This is a genomic window from Aquicoccus sp., assembly GCF_041686535.1.
In the GTDB taxonomy this organism is placed as follows: domain Bacteria; phylum Pseudomonadota; class Alphaproteobacteria; order Rhodobacterales; family Rhodobacteraceae; genus Aquicoccus.
This window is the reverse complement of record NZ_JAWLDS010000012.1, coordinates 41,698-62,179: the sequence shown is the minus strand read 5'-3', so window position 1 is coordinate 62,179 and position 20,482 is coordinate 41,698. Positions and strand designations below refer to the sequence as shown.

Annotated in this window: 22 protein-coding genes; 14 read left to right on the top strand and 8 right to left on the bottom strand. The window is 64.9% G+C overall.

Annotated elements, in window-relative coordinates:
• From ACESL9_RS04975 to ACESL9_RS04965, 3 genes are all read right to left on the bottom strand, one after another.
• Positions 1–572: BCCT family transporter (locus ACESL9_RS04975; RefSeq protein ID WP_372613979.1), on the bottom strand; the 572-nt coding region annotated here is incomplete at its 3' end.
• A gap of 94 nt (positions 573–666) precedes the next feature.
• A complete protein-coding gene (locus tag ACESL9_RS04970) occupies positions 667–2,214 on the bottom strand; it encodes a cation:proton antiporter (protein ID WP_372674564.1) in 1,548 nt (515 codons plus the stop codon).
• Between the two features lie 116 nt (positions 2,215–2,330).
• Positions 2,331–2,780, bottom strand: a complete 450-nt coding sequence (locus ACESL9_RS04965) for a nucleoside deaminase (RefSeq protein ID WP_372613975.1) — start codon at positions 2,778–2,780, stop codon at positions 2,331–2,333.
• Between the two features lie 53 nt (positions 2,781–2,833).
• On the opposite strand from ACESL9_RS04965, the gene ACESL9_RS04960 reads away from it, so the two are divergent.
• The 9 genes from ACESL9_RS04960 to ACESL9_RS04920 all read left to right on the top strand — a co-directional run bounded on the left by ACESL9_RS04960 (position 2,834) and on the right by ACESL9_RS04920 (position 12,461).
• Positions 2,834–3,754 (top strand): pseudouridine synthase, encoded by a 921-nt coding sequence (locus ACESL9_RS04960; protein WP_372613973.1) that lies wholly within the window; start codon positions 2,834–2,836, stop codon positions 3,752–3,754.
• Between the two features lie 205 nt (positions 3,755–3,959).
• The gene (locus tag ACESL9_RS04955) at positions 3,960–4,850 is read left to right on the top strand and encodes a 5-bromo-4-chloroindolyl phosphate hydrolysis family protein (RefSeq protein ID WP_372613971.1); all 891 of its coding nucleotides are present in this window, start codon (positions 3,960–3,962) and stop codon (positions 4,848–4,850) included.
• Positions 4,851–4,862: 12 nt separating this feature from the next.
• Entirely contained in the window at positions 4,863–6,065 is a 1,203-nt protein-coding gene (locus ACESL9_RS04950; RefSeq protein ID WP_372613969.1) for a toxic anion resistance protein, read from the top strand.
• Positions 6,066–6,068: 3 nt separating this feature from the next.
• Entirely contained in the window at positions 6,069–7,034 is a 966-nt protein-coding gene (locus tag ACESL9_RS04945; protein ID WP_372613967.1) for a DUF2927 domain-containing protein, read from the top strand.
• A gap of 22 nt (positions 7,035–7,056) precedes the next feature.
• A complete protein-coding gene (locus ACESL9_RS04940) occupies positions 7,057–8,181 on the top strand; it encodes an SPFH domain-containing protein (protein WP_372613965.1) in 1,125 nt (374 codons plus the stop codon).
• Positions 8,182–8,261: 80 nt separating this feature from the next.
• On the top strand, positions 8,262–9,395 hold the full coding sequence (locus ACESL9_RS04935) for a TFIIB-type zinc finger domain-containing protein (RefSeq protein ID WP_372613963.1): 1,134 nt from the start codon (positions 8,262–8,264) through the stop codon (positions 9,393–9,395).
• Positions 9,392–10,066: a nitroreductase gene (locus ACESL9_RS04930; protein WP_372613961.1), complete on the top strand. Its 675-nt coding sequence runs from the start codon at positions 9,392–9,394 to the stop codon at positions 10,064–10,066. Before ACESL9_RS04935 ends, ACESL9_RS04930 begins: the two co-directional genes overlap by 4 nt.
• 154 nt (positions 10,067–10,220) lie before the next feature.
• Positions 10,221–11,039 carry a transglutaminase-like domain-containing protein gene (locus ACESL9_RS04925; RefSeq protein ID WP_372613959.1) on the top strand — a complete coding sequence of 273 codons (819 nt, stop codon included), beginning with the start codon at positions 10,221–10,223 and terminating at the stop codon, positions 11,037–11,039.
• A gap of 210 nt (positions 11,040–11,249) precedes the next feature.
• Positions 11,250–12,461, top strand: coding sequence for an MFS transporter (locus ACESL9_RS04920; protein ID WP_372613957.1), 1,212 nt, complete (start codon positions 11,250–11,252; stop codon positions 12,459–12,461).
• Between the two features lie 185 nt (positions 12,462–12,646).
• On the opposite strand, the gene ACESL9_RS04915 is transcribed toward ACESL9_RS04920, so the two are convergent.
• Positions 12,647–13,693, bottom strand: a complete 1,047-nt coding sequence (locus ACESL9_RS04915) for a CNNM domain-containing protein (protein WP_372674563.1) — start codon at positions 13,691–13,693, stop codon at positions 12,647–12,649.
• A 168-nt stretch (positions 13,694–13,861) separates the two neighbouring features.
• A complete protein-coding gene (locus ACESL9_RS04910) occupies positions 13,862–14,776 on the bottom strand; it encodes an OmpA family protein (RefSeq protein ID WP_372613953.1) in 915 nt (304 codons plus the stop codon).
• Positions 14,777–15,273: 497 nt separating this feature from the next.
• On the opposite strand from ACESL9_RS04910, the gene ACESL9_RS04905 reads away from it, so the two are divergent.
• From ACESL9_RS04905 to ACESL9_RS04885, 5 genes are all read left to right on the top strand, one after another.
• Complete coding sequence (locus ACESL9_RS04905) at positions 15,274–15,930, top strand: 50S ribosomal protein L25/general stress protein Ctc (RefSeq protein ID WP_372613951.1); 657 nt, start codon at positions 15,274–15,276, stop codon at positions 15,928–15,930.
• Between the two features lie 140 nt (positions 15,931–16,070).
• A complete protein-coding gene (gene pth / locus ACESL9_RS04900; RefSeq protein WP_372674562.1) occupies positions 16,071–16,781 on the top strand; it encodes an aminoacyl-tRNA hydrolase in 711 nt (236 codons plus the stop codon).
• Positions 16,782–16,823: 42 nt separating this feature from the next.
• Positions 16,824–16,985 (top strand): hypothetical protein, encoded by a 162-nt coding sequence (locus tag ACESL9_RS04895; protein WP_372613947.1) that lies wholly within the window; start codon positions 16,824–16,826, stop codon positions 16,983–16,985.
• Between the two features lie 49 nt (positions 16,986–17,034).
• Positions 17,035–17,412 carry a DUF2237 family protein gene (locus tag ACESL9_RS04890; protein WP_372613946.1) on the top strand — a complete coding sequence of 126 codons (378 nt, stop codon included), beginning with the start codon at positions 17,035–17,037 and terminating at the stop codon, positions 17,410–17,412.
• Positions 17,413–17,516: 104 nt separating this feature from the next.
• Complete coding sequence (locus tag ACESL9_RS04885; RefSeq protein WP_372613944.1) at positions 17,517–17,837, top strand: antibiotic biosynthesis monooxygenase family protein; 321 nt, start codon at positions 17,517–17,519, stop codon at positions 17,835–17,837.
• 151 nt (positions 17,838–17,988) lie between these two features.
• Here ACESL9_RS04885 and trpB read toward each other — a convergent pair whose 3' ends face one another.
• The 3 genes from trpB to ACESL9_RS04870 all read right to left on the bottom strand — a co-directional run bounded on the left by trpB (position 17,989) and on the right by ACESL9_RS04870 (position 20,410).
• The gene (trpB, locus tag ACESL9_RS04880; protein WP_372613942.1) at positions 17,989–19,242 is read right to left on the bottom strand and encodes a tryptophan synthase subunit beta; all 1,254 of its coding nucleotides are present in this window, start codon (positions 19,240–19,242) and stop codon (positions 17,989–17,991) included.
• An 83-nt stretch (positions 19,243–19,325) separates the two neighbouring features.
• Complete coding sequence (locus ACESL9_RS04875; RefSeq protein WP_372613940.1) at positions 19,326–19,778, bottom strand: GNAT family N-acetyltransferase; 453 nt, start codon at positions 19,776–19,778, stop codon at positions 19,326–19,328.
• Complete coding sequence (locus tag ACESL9_RS04870; protein ID WP_372613938.1) at positions 19,769–20,410, bottom strand: phosphoribosylanthranilate isomerase; 642 nt, start codon at positions 20,408–20,410, stop codon at positions 19,769–19,771. The genes ACESL9_RS04875 and ACESL9_RS04870 overlap by 10 nt, the downstream gene beginning before the upstream one ends.
• Between the last annotated feature and the right edge of the window lie 72 nt (positions 20,411–20,482).

Sequence of the window (20,482 nt, the reverse complement as noted above, 5' to 3'; positions counted from 1 at the left end):
CCGATCCAGCCCTTGATACGGTCGCCGATCAGCGGGAACAGCAGTGACCGCGGCGCCAGCGGCAGCCCGTGGCGAAAATGGAAATAGGCCAGCGGCAGCGCCATGCAGATATAGATGGCCCAGGGATGCAGACCCCAGTGGAAATAGCTGTGAAAGATCGCCTCGCGCGTGGCCTCGGGGCTGCGCGGCTCGGCATCGAGCGGCGAAGTGTAATGCAGGATCGGTTCGGCGACGCCGAAGAATACCAGGCCGATGCCCATGCCCGCGGCCATGAGCATGGTGAACCATGTCAGCCGGCCGAATTCGGGTTGCGCCATATCGCCGCCCAGCCGGATGGCGCCAAAGCGACTGAGCCCCACCCAGACGACAAAGCCGAGCATGAAACTGGCCGACAGCACGTAGAACCAGCCGAACCCGTCGATGAGCCGGCCCTGCGCGCGGTCGAATACGGTCTCGGCTTGCGCGCTGAATCCCGCCCCGTAGAGAACGAACACCACGATCAGCCCGGCAGATCCGAGAAAGACCGGCGGGCTCATCGTATCGCGGAAGTCATGCACAAGTTTTGCCCACATGCCCGGTCTCCTGCTCAAACCAACCCGGCACAATGAAACATGGCCGTGATGCAGGGGCAATCGGTCACAAGCACAGCCCGGCGCCGCCCCGGCGTCAGCCTTTCTTGAGGGCCTCAGAGGTCCGCTCGGCCAGGTTGATCCCGGCCTGGTTCATGGTCAGGTGGGTATGGTCCGCGCCCGCCTCCCGGATCTGCTCCTGGTGCGATTCATGCAAGGCATGCGCCACGATCGGGCCGGTGAACCCGCGCTGTCGCAGGGAACGGGCGGCGATGAGCTTGGCCTCCAGATCGTCCATCGCGAGGATCGCGGCCTTGATATGGCTGAAATCGCAACTGCGCCAGAAATTGCTGTCCTCGGCATCGGCGAACATCACGTTGCGCCCGGCTTGCGCGTGCGCCTTGGCGGTGTAGGTGTCGGCATCGAGGCCGAGCGGCTTCAACCCCTGGTCCTCTATGAACCGATAGGCGGCGCTGCCGGTGCGGCCCATGCCGAAGATCAGCACATCGGCATCGCCCATTGCCTTGGGCTGCTCATCGGGATGGATCGTATCGCGCTGGTAGGCGCGCAGCCGGTCCTCGAACCGCTCGTAGAGCGGATGGGCAAAGCGGTTGAGCGGGGCCGAGATCACGAAGGAAATCGACACCGCGATGGCCAGCGGGACGAGATACTCGGGCAGCACCCCCGCCGCCACGATCAGGCCGAATTCGGAATAGGCGGTGAGGCTGAGTGCGCTGAGGAACGCACTGCGCGCCCGCAGCTTGAACGCCACCATGAGTGCAAAAAAGAGCGCGCCCTTAAGGGCCAGCGCGATGCCGACCGCCATCGCAAAGAAGATCGCCCCCCAATCCGGCAGGCCGGTCAGCCCGATCTGGAGGAAGAAACCGACAAGGAACACCTCCTTGAGCGACCAGAGCGACTGGCCCAGCTCCTTGGCGCGGGTATGGGTCGACAGGATCACCCCCATCACAAGCGCGCCGATCTCGGACGACAGCCCCATCGCCTCGAACCCCATGCCACCGATCACCAGCGACAGCATCATGCCCATGAGCACCAGCAACTCGTCATGGCCGGCGAAATCCAGCAGCCAGTGCAAGACCGGGCGCAAGAGCGGCACCCCGAAGATCAACAGCGCCCAGATATTCGGCGTCTGCCCCGACCAGATCGCCAGCACCACCAACGCGATGATGTCCTGCACGATCAGGATTCCGATGGCGGTGCGCCCGTGAAACGCACCCAGCTCGCGCTTGGTCTCAAGCAGTTTCGCCGCCAGCACGGTCGAGGAAAACGACAGCGCGATCGCCAGCAACAGCGCCGTGTTCCAGTCAAGCCCCATGAAAAGCTTGAGCCCCGGCATGAAGACGCCGACAGAGATGGCGAAATGCAAGAGCGCCCCGCCCACGACCTGCGGCTGCGCGATCTGTTCGAGCTTGAGCTTGAGCCCGACCGTGAAGAGCAGCATCAGCACGCCAAGATGCGCAACATGGTGGAGCGTTTCACCGGTATATTCGGGCAGGCCGAGCGGCGGGCCGAAGACGTTGATGGCAAACCCGGCAGCGAGGAACCCCACAAGGGGCGGCAACCCGATCTGCCGCACCGCAAGACCGAAAAAGAAGGCGAAACTGATGGTGATGACTTCGAACAAGACGCGAAACTCTCCTGCACTTGGCTGCGACGGCGCCCGGCACCACGCGACGGCTCATCCTTCCCCCAAGTCTGCCCCATAATCAAGGCTCGGGACGCCGTGCGGGGGCACGACCTTCAGCGGCGCGGGGAAAAGAAATCCCGCAAAAGGGCGGCGGCCTCGGCCTCGGCGATGCCGTCATAGATCTCGGGGGCATGGTGGCATTGCGGATGGCTGAACACCCGCGCCCCATGAGCGACTCCGCCGCTCTTGGGGTCGGCCGCGCCATAATAAAGCCGCCGGATGCGCGCCGCCGAGATCGCCGTGGCACACATCGCGCAGGGCTCGAGCGTCACATAAAGGTCATGGTCCGGCAGGCGCTCGGAGCGCAGCTCGGCACAGCGCGCCCGGATCACGAGGATCTCGGCATGGGCGGTCGGGTCCGACAATTCGCGTGTGCGATTGCCGGCGCGCGCCACGATCACGCCCTCGGGCGAGACCAGCACCGCGCCCACCGGCACCTCGCCGCGCCGGGCGGCGGCCCGCGCCTCATCGAGCGCCGCGCGCATGTGGCCGTTGAGTTCCATGCCCCTGCCATAGCCCCTTCCGTGCGCCCCGCCAATCCGCTATTGGCCGCTGCATGAACCAGAAACCCCCAAAGAAGGCCGCGCCGTCCGCCCCGCAGGGCGACCGCATCGCCAAGGTCATCGCCCGCGCGGGCCTCGCCTCGCGCCGCGAGGCCGAACGCATGATCGAAACCGGCCGCGTTGCGGTCAATGGCACGGTCATCACCCGCGCCGCGCTCAACGTGACCGACAGGGACAGCGTCACGGTCGACGGCAAGCCGCTCGATGCGCCGGCGCCCACGCGGCTCTGGCTTTATCACAAACCCGCGGGCCTCGTGACCACCACGCGCGATGAACAGGGCCGACCCACCATCTTCGACGATCTGCCCGCCGATCTTCCCCGGGTCCTGTCGGTGGGCCGGCTCGACCTCAATTCCGAGGGTCTGCTGCTGCTGACCAATGACGGTACGATCAAGCGGCGGCTGGAGCTACCCTCGACCGGCTGGCTCCGGCGCTACCGCGTGCGGGTCAATGGCCGCCCCACCGAAGCCACCTTCGATCCGCTGCGCGAAGGGCTTACCATCGACGGCGAGAGTTTCCAGCCGATGGTGGTCACGCTCGACCGCCAGCAGGGCGCGAATGCCTGGATCACGGTGGCCCTGCGCGAAGGCAAGAACCGCGAGGTCCGCCGCGCGATGGAAGCGGTGGGCCTGGCCGTCAACCGGCTGATCCGCATCTCCTATGGTCCGTTTCAGCTTGGCCAGCTCAAACCCGGCGAGGTGCAGGAGGTGCGCGGCCGCGTCCTGCGCGACCAGTTGGGGCTCGAGCCGGTCGAGACACCGCCGGACCCGAAAGCTGCCAAGACCAGGACCGGAACCGGACCAAGGCCCAAAACCGGGACCAGACCCGGCGCGAAACCCGGTGCGAAACCCGCAGGCCCCCGCGGCGCCAAGCCGATACCGCAACGCAGACGCAAACCGTCGCGGCGGTCATGACATCATGGGGCGCAAGTACCGCGTCTCGGGGAATCGGCCGCTGATCTTCCCCCTAGCCTTGGCCGCCCCCTTGGCCTAAGTTGCCAAGGGCGTTCACCGGGTTAAGGAAAGTTGCGGGGCACATGTCTGGAACCGGGCTACAGAAGCTGGCCTTCGTGCTGCTTGTCATACTCATCCTCTATGTCAGCATGGCAGGAGGTGTTTGATGGCACGGCGGTTCGGCGGCAGGTTCAGCCCGGGCGGCGCACCCACAAAAGGCGACTATCGCGATGCCGCGCGCACCCGCGCGGGCGGTCGGGTGAACCTGCTGTTTCTCGCGCCGCTGCCCCTGATCTGGAATGCCTTCGGCAATGGCCCGATGGTGATGGCGTTGTCGTTGGTCGCCCTCGGAACCCTGTTGCTGGGGGCGTGGCTGACCCGCGAAGGGCTCCTCGCACAGGAAGCCTATGAAGCGCGCCGCGTCGCCCGACGCCCCGCGATCCCGCGCAAGCTCTTTGGCGCGGCGCTGACCGGCGCGGGGCTCGCGCTGGCGTCTTTCGCGCTGGCTGGCGGGCTGGCCGAACCGGTGATCTATGGCATTGTCGGCACGGCCCTGCATGTCGCCGCCTTCGGCCCCGATCCGATGAAGGACAAGGGGATGGAGGGGGTCGATACCTTCCAGACCGACCGCGTCGCGCGGCTCGTCGACCAGGCCGAGGCGCATCTCGCGGCCATGTCCGAGGCGATCCGGCGCACCGGTGACCGCGAGGTTGCCGCGCGCGTCGAAAGCTTCCAGAGCGAGGTGCGCGACCTCCTGCGCACCGTCGAGAATGATCCGCGCGACCTGACCGCGGCGCGCAAGTTCATGTCGGTCTATCTTCAGGGCGCGCGCGACGCGTCGCGCAAGTTCGCCGATCTCTACACCCGCGGCCATGACATGCAGGCGCGGGCCGACTACCTTGCCCTGCTCACCGATCTCGAACAGAGTTTCTCGGCCAAGACCAGGCGCCTCATGCTCGACGACCGCAGCGACCTCACCGTCGAGATCGAGGTGCTGCGCGACCGGCTGGGGCGCGAGGGCCTGCGGCCTCCATCGCCTGACGCAGCCAACCAGTAAAGAGGATTTCCAATGTCGACACAAACCCAGAAAGAGGCCCAGGAGGCGCTCGCCCTCGTCGAGGAGGTCAACGCCGTCGTCCTTCCCGAGCCCGCCCCCGCCGAAGAGGTGGTGCCCCTGGCCAAGGCCGATGCAGGCGCCTCGAAAGAGATCAAGGCCCGCATGGCCGAGCTCGACATGTCCGACACCGGGTCGATCGTCAATTTCGGCTCGTCCGCGCAGGCCGAGTTGCAGGAAATCAGCCAGGCGATGCTCAACGACGTGCGCAACAAGGATGTCGGCCCCGCAGGCGACCGGCTGCGCGACATCGTCACCACGATCCGCGGCTTTTCGGTGTCCGAGCTGGACGTGCGCCGCCAGCGCACATGGTGGGAGAAACTCCTGGGCCGCGCCGCCCCCTTTGCCAAGTTCACCGCCAGGTTCGAGACCGTGCAGGGCCAGATCGACAAGATAACCGACAACCTGCTCCAGCACGAGCACACGCTTCTGAAGGACATCAAGTCGCTCGACATGCTCTACGAGAAAACGCTCAGCTTCTATGACGAGCTGGCGCTTTACATCGCGGCGGGCGAGGAAAAGCTGCGCGTGCTCGACAATGACGAGATCCCCGCCAAGGAAGCCGAGGTCGAGGCAGCCGAAGAGAGCGACCAGGTGATGAAGGCGCAAGAGCTGCGCGACACGCGCGCCGCGCGTGACGATCTGGAACGCCGTGTGCATGACCTCAAGCTCACCCGGCAGGTGACGATGCAGTCGCTCCCCTCGATCCGGCTGGTGCAGGAAAACGACAAGAGCCTCGTCACCAAGATCAACTCGACGCTGGTCAATACCGTGCCGCTCTGGGAAACCCAGCTGGCGCAGGCGGTGACGATCCAGCGCAGCGCCGAGGCGGCCGGCGCCGTGCGCGAGGCCAACGACCTGACCAACGAATTGCTGACCTCGAACGCGAAAAACCTGCGCGAAAGCAACAAGATGATCCGCGAGGAGATGGAACGTGGCGTCTTCGACATCGAGGCCGTGAAACAGGCCAATGCCGACCTGATCGGCACGATCGAGGAAAGCCTTCAGATCGCCGACGAGGGCAAGGCGCGCCGCGCCGACGCCGAGGCCGACCTAAAGAAGATGGAGGCCGAATTGCGCGACACGCTGGCCGCCGCCAAGGCGCGCAAGACCGGGCTGGGCGATACCGCCGGCACGGCCGTTCCAGAAAAGGGCTGACCGATGCGCCCGCATGCCACGTTTCCGCGAACACTCGCGCTGGCCCTGTCGGGGCTGACACTGCTTGCGGCCTGCGATACGGCGGCGCCGACGCTCAAACCACAGGCCCGACCCGCAGAGCTGGATCAGCCCGCCACGCAACCGGACGAGCCGACCCGTTCGACCCGGAGCCAGACGCTCTCGCGCTATTATGCGCGCGTGCAGTCCGAACTGCTCACCCAGGGGCTGATGCGTGCCGATGGCGGTGGCGCAGACACGCCGTTCGACGCCGACGATCTGGCCCGCAATTTCGAGATCATCGCCTTTTTCGACGAACATGCGCGCGGCTCGCTCGCCCCGGCAAAGGACAGGCCCGGCAAGCTGCACCGCTGGGAAGGCCCGGTGCGGATGAAGGCCGATTTCGCTCCCAGCGTGCCCGAGGAAATCCGCGACCGGGACAACGCGGTCATAACACGCTATGCCGCGCGGCTCGGACAGGTGACCGACCATCCGATCGGCGTCACGCGCTCGAGCTCGGCCAATTTCCACGTCCTCGTGGGCAGCGTCGACGATCAGGATTACATCCTGCGCCGCGTGCGCGAGATCGCCCCCGACATCTCGGACTCGGCGCTCGACATCTTCCGCAACCTGCCGCGCTCGATCCATTGCTTCGTCCTCGCCTTTCCGGGGTCCGACAACAGCGATGTCTACCAGCTCGGCATCGCCTATGTCCGGGCCGAACATCCCGACTTCCTGCGCCGTGCCTGCTATCACGAGGAACTGGCCCAGGGGCTTGGTCTGGCCAATGACAGCGCCCGCGCCCGGCCGTCGATCTTCAACGACGACGACGAGTTCGCACTGCTGACGCGCCATGACGAGCTTTTGCTCAAGATGCTCTATGACCGTCGCCTAAAACCCGGGATGCGCCTCGAAAAGGCCCGCCCGATATTCCGGCAGATCGCGGCGGAGCTGCTTCCGGACACTTCCTGAAAAACCATTGGAGACCGACCGCATGGGTATTCTCGATTTCCTCAAGGGCGAATTCATCGACGTCATCCACTGGACCGACGACACGCGCGACACGCTGGTCTGGCGGTTCGAGCGTGAGGGCCATGCCATCAAGTACGGCGCCAAACTCACCGTGCGCGAGGGCCAGGCGGCCGTCTTCGTGCACGAAGGGCAGCTGGCCGATGTGTTCACCCCCGGTCTCTACATGCTCGAGACCAACAACATGCCGATCCTGACCACGCTCAACCACTGGGATCATGCGTTCCAGTCGCCCTTCAAGTCCGAGATCTATTTCGTCAACACCACGCGGTTCGGCAATCTCAAATGGGGCACGCGCAACCCGATCATCGCGCGCGACCCCGAGTTCGGCCCCGTGCGCCTGCGCGCCTTCGGCACCTACACGGTCAAGGTCGCCGATCCGGCGCGGTTCCTGGTCGAAATCGTCGGCACCGATGGCGAATTCACCATGGACGAGATCAGCTTCCAGATCCGAAACATCATCGTGCAGGAGTTTTCGCGCAGCATCGCCGCCTCGGGCATCCCGGTGCTCGACATGGCCGCCAACACCCGCGACCTGGGCGAGCTTGTCGCGCGCGAGATCGCCCCCACGCTGGCCGAATACGGCATCGACCTGCCCGAGCTTTACGTCGAGAACATCTCGCTGCCCGAGGCTGTGGAAAAGGTGCTCGACAAGCGCACGTCGATGGGCATCATCGGCGATCTCTCCAGCTACATGCAGTTCCAGGCCGCCGAGGCACTGGGCCGCGAAGGCGCCGGTGCCGCCGCGCTGCAAACCGGGCTCGGCGCCGGGATCGGCATGCAGATGGGCGCGCAAGCCGGGCCATGGGGCGCGCGCGCGGGCGAAAGGAACGCGGACCCCGCCGCCGCGCCCGCCAAGGCCCCACCGCCGCCGCCGGTCGAACATGTCTGGCACATCGCCGAGAACGGCGCCACCAAGGGCCCCTTTTCCAAGGCCACCATGGGCCGCATGGCCGCCGAAGGCGCGCTCACCCGCGATACCCATGTCTGGACCCCGGGCCAGGACGGCTGGATGCGTGCGGGCGAAGTGGCCGAACTGGCCCAGCTCTTCACCGTGCTGCCGCCGCCGCCGCCACCACCGGGCGCGTGACGCGCGGCCCCGCCACCGCCAGGCCGTTTCCCCTGCCCTTCATCTTGCCCCAGATACTCCCGCCGGAGGCATGAAATCCCGTGTCAAAGACCCCGCCCCCTGCACCAACGGCCGACCCGCCACTGCAAGAGCACCGTTTTCCATGTCCGCAATGCGGCGCCGATTACCGCTTCGATCCGGGCGCGGGCCGGCTCATCTGCGACCATTGCGGGCATGAAGAGCCGATCGCCGGGAGCGGCGCCGATCTGCACCCGATCAGGGAGCTTGATTTCAAGGCCGCGATCGACGCGCGCCTGCCCGAGCAGGAGATCGAGGAAACCCGCGTCACCCGCTGTACCGGTTGCGGCGCCGAGGTCGAGTTCGATCCCGATATCCACGCCCTCGAATGCCCGTTCTGCGCCACGCCGGTCGTCGCCGATACCGGCACGCACCGCCATATCAAGCCGCGCGGCGTGTTGCCCTTCGCGCTTGACGAACGCGCCGCGAAACAGGCTATGAACGACTGGCTGGGGCGGCTCTGGTTCGCCCCGAACGGTTTGCAGGACTACGCGCGCAAGGGCCGCAGGATGCAGGGCATCTACGTGCCGTTCTGGACCTTCGACGCCCAGACCCGCTCGAGCTATACCGGTGAACGCGGCACGGTCTATTACGTCACCCGGACGGTCACGCGCAACGGCAAGCGGGTGCAGCAGCGGGTGCAGAAGATCCGCTGGCACCGCGCCTCGGGCCGGGTGGCGCGGTTCTTCGACGATGTGCTGGTGCTTGCCTCTCGCAGCCTGCCCAAGCGGTTCACCGACGGGCTGGCGCCCTGGGACCTGTCCGCGCTCGAACCCTATCAGCCCGAATTTCTGGCCGGGTTCCGCGCCGAGGCCTACCAGGTCGCGCTTGACGAGGGGTTCATCGAGGCCCGCCACCATATGGACCGGGTGATCCAGCGCGACGTCCGGTTCGACATCGGCGGCGACCGCCAGCGCATCCACACGATCGACACGAAGGTTTCGGACGTGACGTTCAAGCATGTGCTGCTGCCGGTCTGGCTTGCGGCCTACAGGTATCGCGGGCAAAGCTATCGCTTCGTCGTCAACGGCCGCACCGGCCGGGTGCAGGGCGAACGGCCCTGGTCGGCGTGGAAAATCGCCTTCGCCGTCATCCTCGGCCTGATCCTGGCCGGCGGGGCCGGCTATCTCATCGCACTCGAACAGGGGGCCCTATGACCGCATTCGACACGCTGACCGATATCCTCGATTCCCGCTATTCCTGCCGCGCCTTCCGCCCCGACCCGGTCCCGCGCGAGACGGTGGAGCGAATCGTCACCGCCGCGGGCCGCGTGCCGTCCTGGTGCAACGCCCAGCCGTGGCAGGCCATCGTCACCGCCCCGCCCGAAACCGACCGCTTCCGCGAGGCGCTTTTCGCCCATGCCTCCGCCAACAGTTCCGAGCCCGATCTCGACTGGCCCAAGCAATATACCGGCCCCTACCAGGAGCGGCGGCGCACCTGCGGCTGGCAGTTGTACGAGGCGGTGGGAATCGAAAAAAGCGACCGTGCGGGCAGAACGGCGCAGATGATGGAGAATTTCCGCCTCTTCGGCGCGCCGCATGTGGCGATCCTGACCTCCGAGGCCGATCTGGGCACCTATGGCGTGATGGATTGCGGCGGCTTCATCACCGGGTTCTGCCTCGCCGCACAGGCGCTGGGCGTGGCGACGATCCCGCAGGCGGCCATCGCCGGACATGGCGGCTTCGTGCACGATTTCTTCGACATTCCCGACACCCGCCTGGTGATCGCCGCGATCTCGTTCGGATACGAAGACGCGGACCACCCCGCCAACGCCTTCCGCACGACCCGCGCCCCGCTGGACGAGGTGCTGGACTGGCGCACGGGATAGACCTGCCAGGACCGGCCCCCCGGTCCGCGGCAACAGACACCAACGTCACTTCCGGGGCGTGACGGTCGATCGAACGTTTCGCGGGTCTCTTGTAACATACCTGTCACTTTTGGCTGGCAAGAGTGCACCTGCCCCAGGATCGAAGGATTGCAAGATGGACGTGACATATTCCGCGCGCCTGCCCGAAACCGTGCAAGAGGTTCTGATCCCCGGCGGGATAGGCACCCCGCATGGGCGCTGTGTCGCCGTCGACGCGCCGGGCCTGACCGAGATCCGTGAGGCGACCACCGGACAGCGCGCCTTTCGCATGGCACCAGTGGGAGACGACGTTGCAATCACCTTTCGCTTCGGACCGTCGAACAGCCCCTATCCCGACGCGATGTTCGCGCCGCGCGCATCGCAATTCACCCGCTTCGCCGAGGAACTGGTCGCCGAAATCGGTGCGGTCGGCAGCACCCTGACCGGGACCGACCGCGCCCGCGCCGTGGCCTGTCATGTCGCCGAGCGTTTCACCTACGGGCATCCGGAAACCGCCTTCAACGACGGTCTGGACACGATCCCCGCGCTGGGATGCGGCGTCACCGAAGGCTCCTGCGTGGACATAAACACCTATTTCATCGCTGCCCTGCGCGCTGCCGGGATCGAGGCGGGCTACATCACCGGCTACTTTTTCCCGCAGGAGAATGGCGGCACCTGCAAGGATGGTCATTGCTGGGTCGTGACGCGGATCGGGGGCGCAACGCTCGAATGGGACATCGCGCACCACCTCAAGCTCGGGACACGAGACATCCACCCGGGCCTCAATCCGAAGCCGGGACAGCGCTTCGCCTGTTTCCATTCGATGGGTCTGGATTTTCCCGATCTCGGTATCGGCGGGATCAAGGCACTGATCGAGCCGGTCGCCATCGTCAACGGGCGGGTCATCAGGTTCGACGCGCCCGATATCCGGCTGCACGAGGTCGCAACCGCATAGCGCCGCACCCGGCACAACCGGCGAGCGCACGGATCGGCCCGAACGAGACCCTTATGTGAAATCCCTGCCGCGCGGCCCCGGTGGCTGCGCTACGGTTGCGGCCGGGGGTCTGTCCCGTGGGCAAGCTGGACGAGGCCGGCAATTCGTTGCCTGCCCCATTGCCCGGCATCGCAAACGCTCCCACACTGGTGCCCGGAACCGTGCGGCTGGGTGGCCGGGCAAACGCGGAGGATTGTCATCACCTATTTCCAGAGTCTCTCTGCCGCCGGTTTCGCAGCGACCGCAATCAGTTTCGGCCCCGGGCGCATCGGTTTCGGCCTTTTCGTGCCAGAGTTCAGATCGGCATTCTCGATGTCGACCCCGGCCATCGGTCTTGTGTCCAGCCTCGGCTTTCTCGGCTTCCTTGTCGGGCTTGTAATCGCGCAGGCCATGCTCACGCGGCGGGGGCCGGCGACGCCGGTCCTGTCGGGCCTGCTTGCCGCCATGCTCGGCATGGGAATTGTCGCCCTCGCGTCCGACGTTTTCTTGCTGGCCATCGGCGTGTTCTTCTCGGCGTCAAGCGCCGGCTTCGCCTGGACACCGTTCAACGACGCAGTGCACCGCAAGATCCGCGAGGTGGACCGGCCGGCGGCGCTTTCGGAGATCAGCACCGGCACCAGCGTCGGGGTCGCCATGGCGGGCCTCGCGGCACTTGCCATGGTGCTGAATGGTTTGTCCTGGCGGGTTTGCTGGGCGTTCTTCGCGATTGCTGCCACCGCCGCGCTGATTGCCAACTGGGCCGCCCTGCGCGGGGTCGAAAAGAACCCGGAAGCCAACCTGGAGCGGCGTTGGCAGGATGTGTTGCAGATCGGGGCGCTGCCCCTGTTCTCCATTGCCTTCGTCTACGGCACGACTTCGGCAATCTACATCTCCTTTGCGGCCGACCACATGTTGTCAAGGGGCGGCGTTCCGGGCGTCCCCGCGGCGGCCGCACCCGCCCTGATCTTCATATTTTATGGCGTTTTCGGCCTGGCCGGGCTTTTCACCGGTCACGTGAAGGACGCGATCCGCCTGCTGTGGCTCTTGCGGCTCGTGATGCTGGCCGGGGCGCTGTCGGTCGCATTGGTCGCCGCCCTGCCCGGCAGCTGGACGGGGCTGGTCTTGTCGGCCGGGCTGCAGGGCCTGCACGTCATGATGACAAGCGCGATCCTCGCTTTCTGGTCAGAGCGCCTGTTCCCCTCGAAGCCGTCATTCAGTTTCACGGCGGCCCTTTTCGCCACGGCGGTGGGCAGCATCGCGGGACCGGCGCTCGCCGCCGTCGCTGCGGATGCGTTTGGGGCCGGGGCCATGTTCATTGCCACCGCAACACTGCCGGCGGCGACGGCCCTCCTGCTGCGTGACCGCCATGCGCGGGAGCATCCCCTGAGGGTCGCGGCCTTCTGACAATTCGGGTGTTCGGGCGCCCGCAGCCGGGATCCTGCCTTTGGCCAGCCGCTTCCACAAGACTGGCTGTACCGCCGCGGCCGTGTGCGGCCACGTCAGCGCAGTGCAGTTCATCTTGCCGCGTCATCCCCAGCACGAGGCGGAGCGCAACCCATCAAAAGCACCCGATGCCGCCCTGCGGGGGGTCAAACGCCTGACTTGCCACGCGCATCCTGCCGACGGATGGCCCGTGATCTTGCGAGGCTTTGCAAATCCTCGACCGCGTCACTCTCATCGACAATTTCGGCACCGAGCAATGTTTCTATGACGTCTTCCATGGTCACAAGGCCAGCCGTTCCACCATATTCATCTACGACCAGTGCGATATGCGCCTCATTCTCCATGAGCAGATCGAACAACGTATCGAGGTCTGTTGTTTCCGGAATGCGTTGAATGTCGCGCATGAAGTCTGAAACGGTCTTGTCCTTGCCGTCCCGCAATCCGGCCAGAAAAAGATCGCGCGTCAGCGCGAAGCCTTTGACGTCATCTATGTTCTCGCCGGTCACGATATAGCGGGAAACCGGAAACGTGTCCCTGGACCTCACGAAGGCATCGACTTTCTCGTCAGCGCCAACATGCTCGATGACCGTGCGCGGCGTCATGATTTCGTTGGCGGATATCTCCGAAAGGCGAAACAGGTTGGTCATAACACGCGTTTCATCTTCCTCGACAACCCCGAGACGCTGGCCCGCAGTTGTCAGCGCCATAATCTCGTCGCGCGACACTTCTGCGTGGCGTTCACCACCCGTCAGCAGCCGTGTAATCGCCTGGCTCATCCATACCAAGGGCAGCTGAATGATGATTAGCCACGGAAGCACCCGTACCGCAAAGGGTGCCAGACCGCGCCAATAAGTGGCGCCGAGCGTCTTGGGAATGATCTCAGAGAGGACGAGAATGCCAAACGTCAATACGGCGGAAAAGATACCCACGCCGGTATCATCGAACACCACGGCAGCCTGCGCACCGGCTCCGGTGGCGCCGACGGTATGTGCAATCGTGTTGAGCGAAAGGATGGCCGCGAGTGGGCGTTCGATATCGGCCCGCAACGTCCTGAGTTTATTCGCGAAACGCGGCTGCTCCTCCTCGGCGGCTTCGACAAAGGATGGCGTGATGGATAACAGGACTGCTTCGAGGATCGAGCAAAGAAACGACACCCCGATCGCCAGCAGCACAAAGATGATCAGCAATGTCATCGCGGTGTCTTTCGTTTTCTCGATTGAACACTCAACCAACTATAGCATGCTGCGCCCCATTCCAAGGACCGACCCGTGCTGAGACGGGCCGCGCCATGTCATGTGTGAGCCAGCCAAACTGTATTTGATCAAGGAACCTTTGCACCGAGCGCGAAGGCGCTGGGCGACCTAATGCCCGATGATCTCCACCCGACGGTTCCTGGCGCGGCCCCTCTCCGTCGCGTTGCTGGCGACAGGCTCGGCCTCTCCTCGGCCCTCAGAGGTGATGGCCATGCCTTCCAGATCGGGGTGGCGACTCAGGTATGTCCGAACCGAAACCGCACGTTGACGTGAAAGCTCAAGATTGTAGGCGTTGCTCCCTTCGGAGTCGGTGTGTCCGACGACACGGAACCGGTCAAGATCGGCTTCGGCAATATCCTCCGCGAGCGCATCCAGAGCCGCCCGCGCCTCCTCGCGCAGCTCGGTGCTGTCCACTGCAAACAGAACTTTGCCGTCCAGAACGAACCGCGTCGTGGAGCCGATCGCCGCGACCGCATCGATATCGCTGCCTGCGAACCGCGTGCCGCAATCGATCCCGTCATCGGTCAAGCGCACATAGCGGAAATTCCTATCCACAGCGACACGTCCGGAGATATCCACCTCGGCGCGGCCGCCGCTGATCTCGCCCAGTTCCTCCCAGGTCTTTCCGTCTTCCGAAATTGCAAGGCTCATCGCTTCGACATTGGGACCCACTTCGAACACGTACAGGTCAGGCCCTTCGACGTCGATCAAAGCATTGTCGGTGAACTGAAGAATGACCGACCCATCGCAACCAAGGGAGAGGAAGCTGCCATCGTCGACATCACCGGAAAAATCAGGCGCATGAAGCGCGGCCTGTGGGTCGCCAGCAGTCTGCTCGATCTCACCAGTTCCCCGATGGTAATCAACCACCACATCGGCAAAGGATCGATCCCCCTGCGGCAACGTCACCTTGCCCCGCTTGCCGTCCTGATATTCGCGGCTCTCGGTCGATTGGGCCGGAACCTGACCAGCGAAGACGACAAGAGTTACCGTCAGGATTAGCGACGACAAAGAAGAACGCATCAAAGTGACTCCCGCAATTCGGCGATTTGGCTGTGGAAAGCTCACCATCTTTCGAATGCCACGTAAACCCGGCAGGGAGGTTGAACGCAGACCGAGCCATGTTTCCTGGTAGACGGCAAGATGCGGCCCTTGCAGCACAAGGCGAGCTGGGGCCGAGCGGCTGCATGAATGTCGAGAAAGGGCTGGAGGCCGGCCGACCGCAACACTTGCGTGAACCGGCAACGCCCGCCTGCGCCTCGGCACCGTCATCCGACGCCTCGCCCCACCGCGCCCCCGGTTAACCTTCGGCCCCCGCCCCGACCCGCGGTCCCCGGCAGCCGGGCGGCAGCCGGATGGCAGCCGGATATCACCCCCCTTTTTCACCGTCGATTCGGGTGTTAACGTTGGCCGGACCGCCGCCAGATCCCCCTTGCCAACCCGTCCGATTCCGGCTATGCGCCACGCTTCACGCGGGGCTACAGCCTTGGAGGAGCCCCGCCTCAAACAGGAGAACTCTCATGGCTGGACAGATCCCAGATCTTCACGCCGAGGCACGGACGGGGACAGGCAAGGGCGCCGCTCGTCAGGCACGCCGCGATGGCATGGTGCCCGGTATCGTCTACGGCGGCGACGTTGACCCGCTGCCCATCAACATTCCTTATAACGCGTTGATCAAGCGCCTGAAAAACGGCCGCTTCCTGTCGACCCTGTGGAACCTCAAGGTCGAGGGCCAGGACGATGTGCGCGTCATCTGCCGCAGCGTTCAGCGCGACGTGGTCAAGGATCTGCCCACCCATATCGACCTCTTGCGCCTGCGCCGCACCAGCCGGATCAGCCTCTTCATTCATGTCGATTTCATCAATGAAGACAAGGCACCGGGCCTCAAGAAGGGCGGCGTGCTGACCGTGGTGCGTCCCGAGGTCGAGTTGAACGTCGTCGCCGGCGACATCCCCGAACTGATCACCGTCGATCTCGAAGGGATGGAGATCGGCGACATCGTCCACATCTCCGACGTCACCCTGCCCAAGGGCGCCAAGCCCACGGTGGAGCGTGATTTCGTGATCGCCAACATCTCGGCCCCGTCGAGCCTGCGCGCATCCGAGGATGAAGAAGCCGAGGAAGTGGCCGCCGACGAGGTGGAAACCGTCGCCGAATCCGAGGCGTCGGACGACTGATCCCCGGGTATCGGACCGAACAGGAAGCGCGGCCCTCGGGGGCCGCGTTTTCTTTTGCGGCAATGGCTTGCGCCACGGCGATTGATTCCCGCACGTAACCGTCCTAGACCTTTGCGCGACCGCAAAAGGGGGCGCCACCCATGCAGATTTTTGTCGGCCTCGGCAATCCCGGGGCGAAATACGCCCATAACCGGCACAATATCGGTTTCATGGCCATCGACCGGATCGCCGAGGAACACGGCTTCGGCCCGTGGAAATCACGCTTCCAGGGGCTGGTGAGCGAGGGGCGGCTGGGCAATGACAAGATCCTGCTTCTCAAGCCCCAGACCTTCATGAACCTCTCGGGTCAGTCGATCGGCGAGGCCATGCGCTTTTACAAGCTCGACTCGACCGACATCACCGTTTTCCACGACGAGTTGGACCTCGCGCCCGGCAAGCTGCGCGTCAAGCATGGCGGTGGACATGCAGGCCATAACGGTCTGCGCTCGATTCACGACCACATCGGCCCGCATTATACCCGCGTGCGCCTCGGGATAGGGCATCCCGGCCACAAGGATCGCGTCGCGGCCTATGTGCTCCACGACTTCGCCAAGTCCGACGCGGATTGGCTCGACGACGTGATGCGTGGCTGCGCCGATGGCGCGCCCGACCTGGCACGGGGCGATACCGGGCGCTTCCTCAATGCGGTGGCGTCGCGGGTGAACCCGCCCCGCTCCTCGACCAAGCCTGACGACAGGCCCCGCGCGAAACCGGACGCGCCCAAGCCCGCCCTCCGGCCCGAGACACCCGAGCCACTCCCGAAAGAGGACACCCGCTCCCCCTTGCAGAAACTGGTGGACCGTTTCCGCTGATCCCACCCGGGAGGTGGCAAGCCAGTCGCCCACGAGGCATCCATGAATGCGGGTTGCAATGGCCGATGCCCCCCGACGCGCACGGGAGAATTCTTTGCACGTGGCAGCCATGGCAAGTATGCCTGTTCCAACCACACCCGCGACGTGATGATCGCCACCGACGCCGCAGACCGCGGCTTTCGCGAAGCGGACCTGCACGGCTGAAACATCGCGATGTTTCGCGCATCGCCGCCACGCTTGAGAAGGAGACACCATGAAGGCCGAACCTGAACGCCCCGTCAACGTGTTTGGCGCCCCGCTCGCCCCCTGTTCGAGCGATCCCGTGACCGGTTTTTTCCGCGACGGACATTGCAACACCTGCGAGGCCGACATGGGCTCTCATACCGTCTGTTGCGAGATGACGGCCGAGTTCCTCGCCTATGAGAAATACGTGGGCAACGACCTCAGCACCCCGCGCCCCGAGTTCGATTTCGCGGGCCTCAAACCCGGCGACCACTGGTGCGTCTGCGCCGCGCGTTTCCTTCAGGCCGCCGACGAAGGCTGCGCGCCGCGCGTCAACCTTGCCGCCACTCATGCCCGCGCGCTCGACATCGTGCCGCTCTCGGTGCTCGAAGCGCATGCCGCGCGGTGACGACGCATTGCCTGCCCTGCCCGCCGGTGCTACGTGATGCCCATGCCAGCGAAAGCATCCGCTTCAGCAAGCCATTCCATTCCGACAGACAGAGGGAGGCTTGAATGAGCTTCATTGCCATGAACCGGTTCCGGGTCGCGCCCGGACGCGAGGACGAGTTCGAAAACATCTGGAAGAGCCGCGAAAGCAAACTCAAGGAACTGAAAGGTTTCCGCGAGTTTCGCCTGCTCAAGGGGCCGGAGATCGACGGATACCGCCTTTATGCCAGCCACGTGATCTGGGACAGCCGCGAGGATTTCGCAGCCTGGACCAAGTCCCAGCAGTTCCGAGACGCCCACAAGAACGCAGGCTCCGGCCGCACCGACGGCGTGATGATGGGCCCGCCGCAATTCGAAGGGTTCGAAACGGTCGTGCACGAAAGCTGATATGCCGCGCGCGGCCGGGGTTAAAGCGTTTCGCGAAAAACCTGGATCACAGCTTTTCGCGGAACGCGCTTCACTGAAATGATGCGCTGCGTTTCTCCTTGTCCCTGTCTCAGGAATAAGGCGAAACGCTTTAACCCCGGCCGCGCCTTACTCAGTCCAGTTCGCGCCCCTCGGTGTCGGACATGTCAAAGCCCAGGTGCTTGGCGACCGTATAGATGTCCTTGTCGCCGCGCCCGCACATGTTCATCACGATGATATGTTCGCGCGGCAGGTCCGGCGCTATCTTCATCACATGTGCCAGTGCATGGCTTGGCTCCAGCGCCGGGATGATTCCTTCCGTGGCGCAGGAAAGCTGAAACGCCTCGAGCGCCTCGCGGTCGGTGATCGAGACATATTCGGCACGTCTCGTATCGTGGAGCCAGCTATGCTCCGGTCCGATCCCCGGATAATCCAGCCCCGCAGAGATCGAGAACCCTTCGAGGATCTGGCCATCGTCGTCCTGCAAGAGATAGGTCCGGTTGCCATGCAGCACCCCCGGCCGCCCCCCGGTGAGCGAGGCGCAATGTTCCATCTTGTCGTTGACGCCCTTGCCGCCCGCTTCCACGCCGATGATCCGAACAGAGGGATCATCGAGGAACGGAAAGAAAAGCCCCATCGCGTTCGACCCTCCGCCAATGGCCGCAATCACCGTGTCGGGCAGACGCCCCTCGCCCTCCTGTTCGGCCAGTTGCCACCGCACTTCCTTGCCAATGATCGACTGGAAATCGCGCACCATCGCCGGATAGGGATGCGGCCCCGCCACCGTGCCGATGCAATAGAAGGTGTCGCGCACATTCGTCACCCAGTCGCGCAGCGCGTCGTTCATCGCGTCCTTCAAGGTGCCGCGGCCGGATGTGACCGGGATCACCTCGGCCCCCAGCAGGCGCATGCGAAACACGTTGGGCGCCTGGCGCTCGACATCGTGCTTGCCCATGTAGACCACGCATTGCAGGCCGAACTTGGCACAGACCGTGGCCGTGGCCACGCCATGCTGGCCCGCGCCGGTCTCGGCGATGATGCGTTTCTTGCCCATGCGCCGCGCCAGCAGGATCTGGCCCAGCACATTGTTGATCTTGTGCGCACCGGTATGGTTCAACTCGTCGCGCTTCATGTAAATGCTGGCACCGCCAAGATGTTCACTCAGCCGCTCGGCGAAATAAAGCGGGCTGGGGCGACCGACATAGTGTTTCCACAGATCGTCCATCTCGGCCCAGAAACCGGGATCGAGCTTGGCTTTCTCGTATTCGGCCTCGAGCTCGAGGATCAGCGGCATCAGCGTCTCCGAGACGAACCGCCCGCCGTAATTGCCGAACCGCCCACGCTCGTCGGGGCCGTTCATGAAACTGTTGAAAAGATCGTCGGCCATGCTGCGCCTCCCGGTTGCTTCAGCGTGATGTAAACCCGAACGCCGCAAGGGGCAATAGAGGGCGGGGCACGCGCCCGTTTCTATCACCCGAGCGGCTTCTTGAACCCCACATGGCTCGCCTCGAAACCCAGCGATTGATAGAAGCGGCGGCTTTCCGTGCGGGCCGCATTCATGGTAAGCTGGACAAGGCGGCATCCGGCCGCCCGCGCCCTTGCCTCGACATCGGCAAACATCGTCAGCCCCACGCCGGCCCCCCGCAGGTCCGAGGCCACGCGTACCGATTCCACCTGCGCCCGCCGGGCCGCGGCCAGGCTCAGACCCGAGATGAACGTGACCTGATAGGTGGCGACGATCCGCCCCACCTCGTCTTCGCCCACGATCAGGTGGTTGGTGCCCTCATCGCGCATCGCCTCGAAGGCGGCAAGATAGGGCTCCAGCTGCTGGCGTTCCCGCGCCGCGCCCAGCATGTCATCGGCCAGAAGCGCCACCACGGCCGGCACATCGGCGATGCGTGCCGCGCGGAATGTCACCCGCATCGCGCCGCCTCAACGAAGGCCCGCATCAGGCCCGCATCCTTCACCCCCGGCGCGCTTTCGATGCCCGACGCGGTATCGACCTGCCGCGCGCCGGTAAGCCGGATCGCCTCGGCCACGTTCTCCGGGGTCAGCCCCCCGGCCAGCATCCACGGCTTCGCCCATGCGCGCCCGGCCACAAGCCGCCAGTCGAACGGGATACCATTGCCACCCGGCAAAGGTGCGTCCCTTGGCGGCTTGGCATCCAGAAGGATCTGGTCGGCAACGGCCTCATACCCGGCCAGCGCCTCGAGATCGGCCCTTTCACGGACCCCGACCACCTTCATCACCGGCAGGCCATAGCGCGCCTTGACCTCGGCCACGCGCTCAGGGCTTTCAGCCCCGTGCAACTGGATCATGTCGAGCGGCACCTGCCCGGTGATCGCGTCCAGTTCCGCATCCGAGGCATCGACCACCAGCGCGACCTTGGCCACGCCCACCGGCGTTTCCACCGCAAGGTCGCGCGCCTGATCCGGCGTCACGTATCGCGGACTTCTGGGAAAGAAATTGAACCCGATATAGCTCGCCCCCGCCTGCGCGGCGGCAAGGATATCCTCGGGTCGGGTCAGACCGCAGAATTTCACCCTGATGCTCATGGCCCTGACCTATGTGAAAGCGGAGGGCCTGAAAACCGTCCCTGCTCTTTCTTGGGAAAAATACTCGAAATG

What these genes read in the sequence shown, in the direction of transcription:
- ACESL9_RS04965 (WP_372613975.1), bottom strand. Translation starts at nt 2,780, where the DNA reads ATGGAACTCAACGGCCACATGCGCGCGGCGCTCGATGAGGCGCGGGCC.
- ACESL9_RS04960 (WP_372613973.1), top strand. Translation starts at nt 2,834, where the DNA reads ATGAACCAGAAACCCCCAAAGAAGGCCGCGCCGTCCGCCCCGCAGGGC.
- ACESL9_RS04955 (WP_372613971.1), top strand. Translation starts at nt 3,960, where the DNA reads ATGGCACGGCGGTTCGGCGGCAGGTTCAGCCCGGGCGGCGCACCCACA.
- ACESL9_RS04950 (WP_372613969.1), top strand. Translation starts at nt 4,863, where the DNA reads ATGTCGACACAAACCCAGAAAGAGGCCCAGGAGGCGCTCGCCCTCGTC.
- ACESL9_RS04945 (WP_372613967.1), top strand. Translation starts at nt 6,069, where the DNA reads ATGCGCCCGCATGCCACGTTTCCGCGAACACTCGCGCTGGCCCTGTCG.
- ACESL9_RS04940 (WP_372613965.1), top strand. Translation starts at nt 7,057, where the DNA reads ATGGGTATTCTCGATTTCCTCAAGGGCGAATTCATCGACGTCATCCAC.
- ACESL9_RS04930 (WP_372613961.1), top strand. Translation starts at nt 9,392, where the DNA reads ATGACCGCATTCGACACGCTGACCGATATCCTCGATTCCCGCTATTCC.
- ACESL9_RS04925 (WP_372613959.1), top strand. Translation starts at nt 10,221, where the DNA reads ATGGACGTGACATATTCCGCGCGCCTGCCCGAAACCGTGCAAGAGGTT.
- ACESL9_RS04915 (WP_372674563.1), bottom strand. Translation starts at nt 13,693, where the DNA reads ATGACATTGCTGATCATCTTTGTGCTGCTGGCGATCGGGGTGTCGTTT.
- ACESL9_RS04910 (WP_372613953.1), bottom strand. Translation starts at nt 14,776, where the DNA reads ATGCGTTCTTCTTTGTCGTCGCTAATCCTGACGGTAACTCTTGTCGTC.
- ACESL9_RS04905 (WP_372613951.1), top strand. Translation starts at nt 15,274, where the DNA reads ATGGCTGGACAGATCCCAGATCTTCACGCCGAGGCACGGACGGGGACA.
- pth (WP_372674562.1), top strand. Translation starts at nt 16,071, where the DNA reads ATGCAGATTTTTGTCGGCCTCGGCAATCCCGGGGCGAAATACGCCCAT.
- ACESL9_RS04895 (WP_372613947.1), top strand. Translation starts at nt 16,824, where the DNA reads ATGAATGCGGGTTGCAATGGCCGATGCCCCCCGACGCGCACGGGAGAA.
- ACESL9_RS04890 (WP_372613946.1), top strand. Translation starts at nt 17,035, where the DNA reads ATGAAGGCCGAACCTGAACGCCCCGTCAACGTGTTTGGCGCCCCGCTC.
- ACESL9_RS04885 (WP_372613944.1), top strand. Translation starts at nt 17,517, where the DNA reads ATGAGCTTCATTGCCATGAACCGGTTCCGGGTCGCGCCCGGACGCGAG.
- trpB (WP_372613942.1), bottom strand. Translation starts at nt 19,242, where the DNA reads ATGGCCGACGATCTTTTCAACAGTTTCATGAACGGCCCCGACGAGCGT.
- ACESL9_RS04875 (WP_372613940.1), bottom strand. Translation starts at nt 19,778, where the DNA reads ATGCGGGTGACATTCCGCGCGGCACGCATCGCCGATGTGCCGGCCGTG.
- ACESL9_RS04870 (WP_372613938.1), bottom strand. Translation starts at nt 20,410, where the DNA reads ATGAGCATCAGGGTGAAATTCTGCGGTCTGACCCGACCCGAGGATATC.